This is a genomic window from Bifidobacterium saguini DSM 23967 (genome assembly GCF_000741715.1).
Classification (GTDB): domain Bacteria; phylum Actinomycetota; class Actinomycetes; order Actinomycetales; family Bifidobacteriaceae; genus Bifidobacterium; species Bifidobacterium saguini.
Genome location: NZ_JGZN01000019.1, coordinates 19,391 through 29,668 on the forward strand (window position 1 = coordinate 19,391; position 10,278 = coordinate 29,668).

7 protein-coding genes are annotated in these 10,278 nt (G+C 65.1%); 2 read left to right on the forward strand and 5 right to left on the reverse strand.

Annotated features, from left to right (window positions below; translation table 11 throughout):
* Positions 1 to 7 precede the first annotated feature (7 nt).
* Together BISA_RS11325 and BISA_RS11330 are read right to left on the reverse strand one after the other, a co-directional pair.
* Positions 8 to 853 carry a VirB6/TrbL-like conjugal transfer protein, CD1112 family gene (locus BISA_RS11325; RefSeq protein WP_033892072.1) on the reverse strand — a complete coding sequence of 282 codons (846 nt, stop codon included), beginning with the start codon at positions 851 to 853 and terminating at the stop codon, positions 8 to 10.
* 18 nt (positions 854 to 871) lie between these two features.
* On the reverse strand, positions 872 to 1,078 hold the full coding sequence (locus tag BISA_RS11330; RefSeq protein WP_025263185.1) for a hypothetical protein: 207 nt from the start codon (positions 1,076 to 1,078) through the stop codon (positions 872 to 874).
* Between the two features lie 525 nt (positions 1,079 to 1,603).
* On the opposite strand from BISA_RS11330, the gene BISA_RS11335 reads away from it, so the two are divergent.
* The gene (locus BISA_RS11335; protein WP_033892074.1) at positions 1,604 to 2,605 is read left to right on the forward strand and encodes a LacI family DNA-binding transcriptional regulator; all 1,002 of its coding nucleotides are present in this window, start codon (positions 1,604 to 1,606) and stop codon (positions 2,603 to 2,605) included.
* Positions 2,606 to 2,656: 51 nt separating this feature from the next.
* Here BISA_RS11335 and BISA_RS11340 read toward each other — a convergent pair whose 3' ends face one another.
* The 3 genes from BISA_RS11340 to lacZ all read right to left on the reverse strand — a co-directional run bounded on the left by BISA_RS11340 (position 2,657) and on the right by lacZ (position 8,115).
* The gene (locus tag BISA_RS11340; protein WP_033892075.1) at positions 2,657 to 3,970 is read right to left on the reverse strand and encodes an N-acetylglucosamine-6-phosphate deacetylase; all 1,314 of its coding nucleotides are present in this window, start codon (positions 3,968 to 3,970) and stop codon (positions 2,657 to 2,659) included.
* Between the two features lie 74 nt (positions 3,971 to 4,044).
* A complete protein-coding gene (gene nagB, locus BISA_RS11345) occupies positions 4,045 to 4,857 on the reverse strand; it encodes a glucosamine-6-phosphate deaminase (protein WP_033892076.1) in 813 nt (270 codons plus the stop codon).
* Positions 4,858 to 4,953: 96 nt separating this feature from the next.
* Positions 4,954 to 8,115, reverse strand: coding sequence for a beta-galactosidase, LacZ type (lacZ, locus tag BISA_RS11350; RefSeq protein ID WP_033892078.1), 3,162 nt, complete (start codon positions 8,113 to 8,115; stop codon positions 4,954 to 4,956).
* A gap of 362 nt (positions 8,116 to 8,477) precedes the next feature.
* Between lacZ and BISA_RS11355 the strand changes: the two genes are divergently transcribed.
* The gene (locus BISA_RS11355) at positions 8,478 to 9,959 is read left to right on the forward strand and encodes a glycoside-pentoside-hexuronide (GPH):cation symporter (RefSeq protein WP_033495375.1); all 1,482 of its coding nucleotides are present in this window, start codon (positions 8,478 to 8,480) and stop codon (positions 9,957 to 9,959) included.
* Positions 9,960 to 10,278 lie beyond the last annotated feature (319 nt).

The following is a 10,278-nucleotide window of genomic DNA, read 5'->3' on the forward strand; positions in this document are numbered from 1 at the left end:
TAGGCGGCTACTCGCCGCCGGCTATAGCCCGGCTAACACGCTGACTCACCGCGATCACGAAGAACAGCAGGATGCCAGCCATCATGAGATTGCCGAAATTGCCCGTCACCCACGCCACCATGCCCTCGTCCGCGGAATCCGGGATCTTCACGGCATCGACCACGACCCGCTGATAGAACACCAGACAGATGAACACGCACACCGCATTCACCGACGTGCGCGCATACGACTTGAAGAAACCCACGCCGATCGGCTTGGTGTCCTCATGCACCAGAAACGCGAACGGCAACGACTGAAACGCCGTCAACGCATACAATTCGATGAACCGCACATACAGCACCACCGTGAACACCACCGACGCCAACTGGGACAACAGCCACGGAATCACCAGCAGAAAGAACAACGCCGCCTGCCCCATCACCCCGGCATCGCGAATCTGGTCACGCATCAGATCACCCAACTGACCGCCGTCGCCCGTCGCCTCATACGACATCTGCGAGGACACGCCCTGCATGAGGAACTGCGTGACCTGATTGAACATCCGAATGAACAAACCGGCGTTCTGCACGGCGATGAACACCAGCGCGATCTTGAACATGGTGCCGGCCACGATCTTCACGCCCAGATCGCGGTCCGCTTCGATGCGCGTCGAGTTGCGCGCCAGCTCCAACGTGAACATGACCGCGAGCACCACCGACGTCAGAGGCTTGACGGCGACTCCATGCACGTTCACCGCCAACTGGTAAAGAGCGGGATTCCATGTCTCCGGCGTCTGGGACAACAGCCCGGCCGTGATCGAACCGGCACCTCCGCCGCCGATCATGTTGAGCATGGCTACGATGAAGTCCTCCACGGCAGGCCCCGAATCAGCTCAGCCTAGAGCCACCGCGTTGAAAATCTGCGCGGCCGCGATGATCATGCCTCCGCCCACGATCTGCCACAGTCCAGACTGCGTCTGCGGCCCATTATGATCCTTCAGGCCGCCGCCGAAGGTGACGGCGCCCCACACCAGCCACAAGCCGCCGCCGATGGTGGCGAACCTGACGAACAACTGAAGCACCTGATTCAACAAATCCACGACGGCCTCCTCTGACGACGATCAAGGAGCCCGACAGGCAACGGCCTCCGTTGACACCCATCGTCAGGGAAAACCGGCAGGATAGCGGCGGACAGAGAAACCTCATTGCCCCTATATATAGGTATAGAAAGCCTGTTTCCCAGCTTGGGTGGTGGAAGAAGGGGAAGGAGATAAGCGAAAAAATTGCCTCTTCGATTCATAACGTCACACTCAGCGGAATAAGACCTGAGTGCGTAGTTGGCCGAGTCGGCATATATGCAGCGGCACTGAAGCGCTTACATATGTACTTGCCATTACATATTTGTAGATCTGCAAAATCGGAAAGGGAATCCGCATCGGAAGAATCTTCAGAATGGCGGGTATGTCAGCTGAGATATACCCGCCGTCCTATGCACTGCCCCTTTAGCCGGGACATACGCAGCCTACCATCTGTATGCAACTTCGTGCACTGGAGATGCTGAGGCTTTTCAAATCTCGGGTTATGCTGTAGTAAAACCCTTTACTAAAGTTTGCGGGGAGGATGTCATGGCCACGCTCAAGGAAGTCGCGGAACGGGCCGGGGTGTCGCAGAGCACGGTGTCGCGCTTGCTGAATGACCCGTCGTTCTCCATCAAGGAGGAGACGCGTCGGCGCGTGCTGCGCGTGTGCGAGGAGATGGGATACCGCAACGTGTTCCGTCCCGCGATCGCGGTGTTGGATGCGCCTCCGTCCGGGGAGGAATTGCAGGATGCGTACTTCGCCGATCTGCGGAAGGTTCTTGCGGAGTGTGCGGAGTCGATGGAATTGGACCAGCCCACGTTCATCCGATCCATACACGAGTTGACGGAACGTGCAACGGAGTTCGATGGGTTCATCACCGTGGGAGCCACGGTGTTTCCCGAAGCGGACCTGCGCGCCCTGCATGCGGTGCTTCCGCATGGCGTGTGCATCGACACGAATCCGGCGCCGCACCTGTTCGACTCCGTACGTCCCGATTTGTCGCAGACGATGCTGGATGCCCTGGACGCGATGATCGCGGCGGGCCGCAGGCGTATTGCGTTTCTCGGCGGCGTGGGCAGCATCATGGGCATGCATGACTATCCCGAGGACATCCGTGAACTGTCGTTCCGCCAGTGGGCCGCGCATCTGGGATTGGAAACGGACGGATTGGTGTATTCGTCCGGCACGTTCACCGTGGAGAACGGCTACCGTCTCGCGGAGCAATTGGTGGCTGACCATCGTGAGGCCGGCAGCATGCCCGATGGCCTGATCGTGGCCGCCGACGTGCTCGCGGTGGGGGCGTTGCAGGCGTTGAATGCGCTGCGTGTGGCGGTTCCCGACGAGTTGGCTGTGGTGAGTGTGAACAACCAGTCGATCGCCCGGTACACGTCTCCGTCGCTGAGTTCGTATGCGATCGATCAAAGGGAGTTGGCCCGTATGGCGTTCTTCACCTTGATTGATGGGTTGAAGCATGAGCGGCGGGTGCGGCGTCACATCCTGCTGACGACCGAGCTGGTGCCGCGCGCAAGCTTCGTTCCTCGGGCGTAAGACGTCGTCTCGAAGACGGGCGGCACCGGTGTCGATTTTGCTGGAAGGAGTTTACTTCAGCTGGCGGCCGGCGCACCAGACGTGTTGGGCGGTCCAGTCGGTGGGGTCGAGGAGGTTGAGGTCGGCGGCGTATCCGGGGGCGATCAGGCCGAGCGGCGTGCCGGTGACGGGGTTGGCCCTGTCGAATCCGAAAGCGCGGGCCGGGGTGAGGGTGGCGGCCTCGACGGCGGCGACCGGGCTGAAGCCGAGTTCGTTGACCGCGCGCTGAACCGCGACCTCCAACGTCAAGGTGGAGCCGGCGATCGCGCCGTTGGACACGAGTCGGGCGTGGCCGTCGATGACGTTCACATCAAGTTTGCCGAGCTTGTACGCGCCGTCGGGGCAGTCGGTGGCGGCCATGGCGTCGGTGACGAACGCGATGCGGTGGGGCGCGAGGCCGAAGCCGAGCTTGACCATCGGGTTCTGCACGTGGAAGCCGTCGTTGATGAGCTCGATGGTGACGCGCGGGTCCTCGACGGCAGCCGGGATGGGGCCGGGTTCGCGATGGTGCAGGCCGTTCATCGCGTTGAACATGTGGGTCATGATGCCGGCGCCCGCGTTGAAGCCGGCCTGGGCGGTCTCGTAGTCGGCGTCGCAGTGACCGACCGCGGGCACCACGCCGGCGGCCGCGAACTGGCGGATGGCGCCGATGCCGTGCTCAAGCTCGGGGGCGATGGTGATTTGGCGGATGCAGCCGAGACGCCCGACGGCGGGGTCGGCGCCCGAGGCGTCAAGCATGCGGTCCACGAGTTCGGGCACCGGGTCCTTGAGGCAGTTCGGGTCGTGCGCGCCCTTGCGCTTCAGGGCGAGGAACGGGCCTTCGAGGTGGCAGCCGAGGATGTCAGGGCGGGTGGCCATCTTCTCGTGCACGGTGCGGATGTTACGGCAGATCACGTCCATCGGGTTGGTGATGAGCGAGAGCACCTGGCGGGCGGTGCCGTGGACCGCGTGGCCGGCGCGAGCCACGTCGATGCCGTCGGGGCCGTCGTCGAAGCTCTTCTCCCAGGCGCCGTGGGCGTGGATGTCCACGTAACCGGGGGTCAGGATGCGGCCGGCCGCGTCGATGACCGCGTCGTTGGAGTCAGCTGGAACGGCCGGGTCGATGCCGACCGTGCGGCAGGCGTGCTCGAACGCCTCCTCGCCGGTACCGTCCGCGGCGGCGGAGCCCGTGGCCACAATCACGCCACGTGCGTCCGAGACCACCCAATAGCCCGATTGTTCGCCGCAGGCGTCTACCTTGCGTGCCCCGCGGATCGCGACCGGCTTGGCCTCGCCTTCCAACGCCGCCGTCACGCGGGCGACGATCTCATCTCTGTCCTGCGTCATGATTTCCTTCCTGCATATGGGTTCGGGCTCCCTCTTGGCGAAGCAAGAAGGAGCCCGAATCGTTCGTCTGCCGATCAGATGCCCTGCCAGGCCGGCTTGTGGGCGAAGGCGTAGCGGTAGTAGTCCTTGTGACGCAGACGGCTCGCGGCCTCCTCGTCGATGATGATCGTGGCGTGCGGATGCAGCTGCAGCGCGGAGGCCGGGCAGAACGCGGACACGCCGCCCTCGACGGTCTCCTCGATGGCCTCGGCCTTGCCCGCGCCGAACGCGAGCAGCACGAGGTGACGGGCCTTCAGCACCGTGCCGATGCCCTGCGTGATGCAGTGGGTCGGCACCTGGTTGATGTCGTTGTCGAAGAAGCGCGCGTTGTCGATGCGGGTCTGCTCGGCCAGGGTCTTCACGCGCGTGCCGGACGCCAGCGAGGAGCCGGGCTCGTTGAAGCCGATATGGCCGTCGGTGCCGATGCCGAGGATCTGCACGTCGATGCCGCCCGCGGCCTCGATCGCCGCGTCGTAGGCCGGTCCGGCGGCGGCGATCTTGTCGCCGTCCTCCAGCGGGGCGCCGTTCAGCACGTCGCCGGGCACGTGGACCTTGGCCGGGTCGAGGCCGAGGGGCTCGACGACCGTGCGGTGGATGGTGGAGTGGTAGGACTCCGGGTGGGTCAGCGGCAGGCCCAGGTACTCGTCCAGCGCGAAGCCGCGCACCTTGGAGACGTCGATGTGCTCCTCGTGCACGATCTTGGCGAGGGCGCGGTAGGCGGCCAGCGGGCTGGAGCCGGTGGCCAGGCCCAGCACCGCGTCCGGCTTGGCCTTGATGAGGTCCGCCACGCAGCGGCCGTAGATCTCGCCGGCCTCCTCCTCGTTCCTGACGATAATCACTTCAGCCATGATTGATTGCCTCTTTTCCTGTGGAGTGTGTTTGGGAAATGTATATATACGTGTACGGGCGGCGGCATGGTGGTGCATGCCGCCGCCCGTTGCCGGTCAGATGAGTTCGAGGTCCACGTCGAGGGTGAGCGGCCTGCCGGCGGACAGCTGGTAGGCCGTGTGGACGGGGGCTCCCCAGGAGTCGTCTCCGCCGACTCCCATCTGGGCTGCGAGCAGGCGCAGGTAGTTGTGGCGCGGCTCGGGCAGGTCCTCATGGCGGCGCGCGGCTTCGATCATGTAGGTGCTCCAGGGCAGCAGGCTGGCCGTGAAGTGACGGTCGCCGCGTTGGGTGACGCGCAATCCGTGGCCTTGGATGTCGGTGGCTTCGAGCCAGCGGACGTCCTCGTGGCTGCCGGTTTCCTGCACCATGAGATACGGTGCCATGCTCGTCTTCGCGGTGGCGTTCCAGATGCCGAGTTTGCCGCCCTGCTTGCGGTCGCGGTAGGTCTCCTCGGGGCCGGGGCCGTAGTAGCGCAGACGCTCGTATTCGCCGGGCAGTTCCCATTCGACGCCGAACGCGGGAAGGCTGGCCGCACCGGTGGCTCCGCCGGGGTATTCGACGGTCAGTCGCATGCGCATGTCGGCGGTGATGCGGTAGGCGACCGTCACGGGCGTGTGGTCCGGGTCGGCGAGCTCGTACCGGTATTTGGCGGTGAGCCCTCCGTCGTCGGATTGCGCGATGCTCGTATCGGTCACGACGGCGTAGCGGCCGGCCGCGAACCATGCGGCGCGGTCGAATCCGGAACGGTTGCCCCGGTCGTTGTCGGTCAGCGGGCGGAAGGTGACGAGTTCGGGGCGTCGGATGACCATTTCCCGGCCGTCCCGCTTCCAGGAGACGATGCCTCCCTGGGTGCGTGACAGGAGGATTTCCTCGTCGTCGCGGCGGATGCCCGCGTTCCACCGGCCGAGCGTGACCGTCGCGCGGCCGTCGTCGTCATGATCGGTCTCGGTGATGTCCCGTTCGGGGTTGAGTGTGCCGGTGAGCTGGCCGAACGCGAGCTCGTAACCGGCCGGCGCCCATGCGGTGGCTTCCGCGGTCAGGAGATCGACCTCGTGGGTGACCTCGCGCGTATTCCCGTCCGTGTCGATGTCGGGGAAGGCGATGTCGTGGCGCTGGGTGTCTCCGGCGTCCACGTCGAACCGGTAGTCGGCGTGCCAGATCTCATGCCCGTCTTCGAGGAGCCGTGCGGCGAACACGTAGCCGTCGGTGCCGGCGAACAGGTTGCGGTTCTCGATGGTCACGCCGTGTCCGTCGGGGGTGAGCTTGACCGGCGAGTACAGCTGCTTGACCTCCTGCGCCTTGGGGCTGGGCGTGCGGTCGGCGAACACGATGCCGTTGCCCACGAATTCGTAGTCGGTTGGCCGGTCGGCCCAGTCGCCGCCGACGCTGAGGCGTTCTCGCCCGTCGGGCAGGCGCTGGACGAGTCCTTGGTCGATGTAGTCCCAGATGAACCCGCCGGAGTAGCGCTCGTACTGTTCGAGGTCGATGAACTCGCTCAGACCGCCGCACGAGTTTCCCATGGCGTGCATGTACTCGCAGCTGACGAACGGCTTGTTCGCCTCGCCCCGTTCGTCGCCGTGTTCGAGCCAGTCGCGGATTTCGTCGGGCTTGGCGTACATGCGGCTTTCGAAGTCGCTGATCCCGTCGTAGGCGTGGTTCCAGTTGACGCCTTCGTAGTGGACGGGGCGGGACGGGTCGAGCCGGTGCGCGTGCGCGCTCATGGCCTTGAGGACTTCGCCCGCGTAGGATTCGTTGCCCAGCGACCAGACGAGCACGCTGGGATGGTTGCGGTCGCGCAGGATCATGCTGTCCAGCCGGTCGATGCACGCGCCCAGCCAGGCCTCGTCGTCGCCGGGGACGGAGGTGCCCACGGGGATGTCGCCGGGGCTGTTCCAGCTGCCGTGGGTCTCCAGGTTGGTCTCGTCGATCAGGTAGATGCCGTATTCGTCGCACAGCTCGTACCAGCGGGACTGGTTCGGGTAGTGCGAGGTGCGCACCGCGTTGATGTTGTGGCGCTTCATGAAGCGGATGTCCCACAGCATGTCCTCTTCGGTGACGGCACGGCCGCGCCGGCAGTCGAACTCGTGGCGGTTGACGCCGCGGAACACGAGACGTTTGCCGTTGAGCTTGAGGATGCCGTCCTCGATGGCCACATGCCGGAAGCCGATGCGGGTGCGCGTGGTCTCCAGGACCTTGCCGTCCGCGTCGAGCAGGGTGACGGACAGCTCGTACAGGTCGGGGCGTTCGGCGCTCCAGGGGGCCGCGTCGTCGATCTCGGCCTCGGCGTGCAGCGTTCCGGCCGCTTCCGTGGCGGTGCGCCAGACGACGGCGCCGTTCTTGTCCCGCAGTGCGAGGTCGGCCGTCGCGGCGTTCGCGGCGCCGTCGATCAGTACGTCCAGCGAAAGCGATCCGATCGACGTGGCGGGCTCCCAATCGGCCCCGGCGTGGATGTCGGAGACATGGGCGGCGGGCCTCGCATTGAGCTCGACGGAGCGGAACAGGCCGTGCAGACGCCAGAAGTCCTGGTCCTCCAGCCAGCTCGCGCTCGAATACTCGTAGCAGGCGACCGCCAGCACGTTGCCGTCCTTCCTGACGACGTCCGTCACGTCGAACTCGCTGGGCGTGAAGGAGTCCTCGGCGTAGCCGACGAACGCACCGTTGAGCCACACGTAGATGGCGGTGGCCGCGCCCTGGAAGGTGAGCGTCACCGTGCGGCCCTCGCGGATGGCCTGGGCGACCGCGCCCTCCGCGGCGAACTTGCGTCGGTAGACCGCCACATGGCCATGCTCGGGGATGGCCGGGGCCTTCGGGTCCTCGTGGCCGTCCCACGGGTACTGCACGTTCACATACTGCGGGTCAAGAAGCCCCGCGGTCTCCAGATGCGAGGGCACCCGCACGCGGGGGAACGACGAGTCGTCGAAGCCCGGCGCGGCGAACAGCGGCGACACGTCGCTGATCCAATCCGGCCCGTCGCTCGTCCCGTCGGGGAAGCTGTTCGCCGGCGCCGTCTCGACGCGGACCCGCCATTCGCCGTCAAGGCTCTGCGTGAGATCCGTGCCCTCGCCGCCGGAGGGGGCGTACGACCAGCACGCATGGTCGGAATGGGCGTCGAGCCGGTGGACCGCGTACACGCGCGGGTCGGCGAGCCATGCCGTCGTCGGCATGGACGGGGAGACGATCGGATCGCCGTTCTTCCGCTGATCGTCGGTTGTGTTCATGATGTCCTCGCTTTCGCATCGGATTGCGTCGCGTCGTTGCCGCCGCAGTGCGGGAGCCCTCGAATGTGACTCCTTGCACAACGATGATAAAGATATTTACTAATTTACGCAACTTCTTGCGCTTGTCCCGACTGCGACCGCAAGAACAGCGGAAAGCCTTTACTTATCAACGATAATCCGGTCTCCGACCATCGCCAGCGCCCGCGCGGTGTGTTGGATTGGCGAACATGAATCGTTGGCATTGCTTGCGACACGCGGTAAAGTTTTTTACTTTTTCAAGAAAGTCCTATACTCGCGTCTTGCGGGATCGGAGCTGTTCCCGCGCACGGATTCTTTACAGGTCGCAAGGAGGCCACCACACCATGAGCGGATCCACCACACAGCGCACGGCGACGCCCGGACAGCCGCAGCCCATGCCCACCAGGAATATGGGGCAGAAGATCGCATACGCGTTCGGCAACCTGGGCCAGGCCGCGTTCTACAACACGATGAGCACGTTCTTCATCACGTTCGTGACCACCGCGCTGTTCATCGACGTGGACAAGACGCTGGCCGCGCGCCTCATCGCGGTGATCACCGGACTCGTGGTGGTCATCCGCATCGCGGAGATCTTCCTCGACCCGCTGCTCGGCAACCTCGTGGACAACACGAACACCCGCTGGGGCCGGTTCCGTCCCTGGCAGTTCATCGGAGGCCTCGTGCCCGGCATCCTGCTGATCATGGTGTTCACCGGCCTGTTCGGGCTCGTGGACGTGAACACCGGCGTGTTCATGGTCCTGTTCGTCATCGTGTTCATCCTGCTGGACGTGATCTACTCGCTGCGCGACATCTCCTACTGGGGCATGATCCCCGCGATCTCCTCCGACTCGCACGAGCGCAGCACGTACACCGCTCTCGGCGCGTTCACCGGATCCATCGGATACAACGGCGTCACCGTCATCGTCGTGCCCGTCGTCAGCTGGTTCACCTGGAAGTTCACCGGCCAATGGGAGCAGGGCCGCACCGGCTGGGCCGCGTTCGCCATCATCATCGCCGTGCTCGGTTTGCTCACCGCGTGGAGCGTCGCGTTCGGCACCCGCGAGAACCAGGGCGAGCTGCGCGCCAAGGCCGAGGCCAACGGCAACCCCATCGAGGCGTTCAAGGCAATCGCCCAGAACGACCAGCTCCTGTGGGTCGCCTTGAGCTACCTGCTGTACTCCGTGGCCAACGTCGCCACCACCGGCGTGCTCTTCTACCAGTTCAAATACGTGCTCGGCGCCCCGGACAGCTTCTCCATCGCCGGCGTCATCCCGGTCATCACCGGACTGGTCACCACGCCCCTCTACCCGGTGCTCAACCGGCGCATCCCGCGCCGCTGGCTGTACACCGCCGGCATGGCGTTCATGATCGCCGGCTATACGCTGTTCATCATCGCGCCCATGAACCTGCCCGTCGTCATCGTCGCGCTCGTCCTCTTCTACCTGCCCGCGCAGACCATCCAGATGACCGCCATCCTGAGCATGACCGACTCCATCGAATACGGCCAGCTCAAGACCGGCAAGCGCAACGAGGCCGTCACCCTCTCCGTGCGCCCGATGCTCGACAAGATCGCCGGCGCCCTGTCCAACGGCATCGTGGGCTTCGTGGCCGTCGCCGCCGGCATGGTCGGCAACGCCACCGCCGCCGACATGACCGCCGCGAACATCCGCACGTTCAAGACCTGCGCCTACTACCTGCCGCTCGCCGGCATCGTCGCCAGCCTCGTCGTCTTCCTCCTGACCGTCAAGATCGACGAGAACATGCACGACCACATCGTCGAACAGCTCGAAGAACGACTCGCCTCCGAGAACACCGACGAACAGTAAGCAGCCAAAAACGGCAAGGGAACGGCCCGACGCGAACGGTTTGAACCGTTGGCGTCGGGCCGTTGCCATGCCCGCCGGGGAGAGAAGAAGGAAGAGAACCGGCGGGGTTCCGGCCGGATTGTCGTCCGGCCGGAAGAATCATCGCGGCGGAGAACGGTCCCCGCCGCTTCGGTCAGACCACGGATTGCCCGCCGGGAACCGAATCCGTGGTTTCGACGGCATCCGCGTCGGCGGCCCCGGCATCGACGGGTTGCATCGTGCCGGAGTGGCGGCCGGCGGCGTTGTTCCCGCGCCTGAACCTGCGGGCGGCGACCAGTCC

Excerpts from the sequence above, each read along its gene's own strand:
- BISA_RS11335 (WP_033892074.1), top strand. The coding sequence starts at position 1,604 with ATGGCCACGCTCAAGGAAGTCGCGGAACGGGCCGGGGTGTCGCAGAGC.
- BISA_RS11340 (WP_033892075.1), bottom strand. The coding sequence starts at position 3,970 with ATGACGCAGGACAGAGATGAGATCGTCGCCCGCGTGACGGCGGCGTTG.
- nagB (WP_033892076.1), bottom strand. The coding sequence starts at position 4,857 with ATGGCTGAAGTGATTATCGTCAGGAACGAGGAGGAGGCCGGCGAGATC.
- lacZ (WP_033892078.1), bottom strand. The coding sequence starts at position 8,115 with ATGAACACAACCGACGATCAGCGGAAGAACGGCGATCCGATCGTCTCC.
- BISA_RS11355 (WP_033495375.1), top strand. The coding sequence starts at position 8,478 with ATGAGCGGATCCACCACACAGCGCACGGCGACGCCCGGACAGCCGCAG.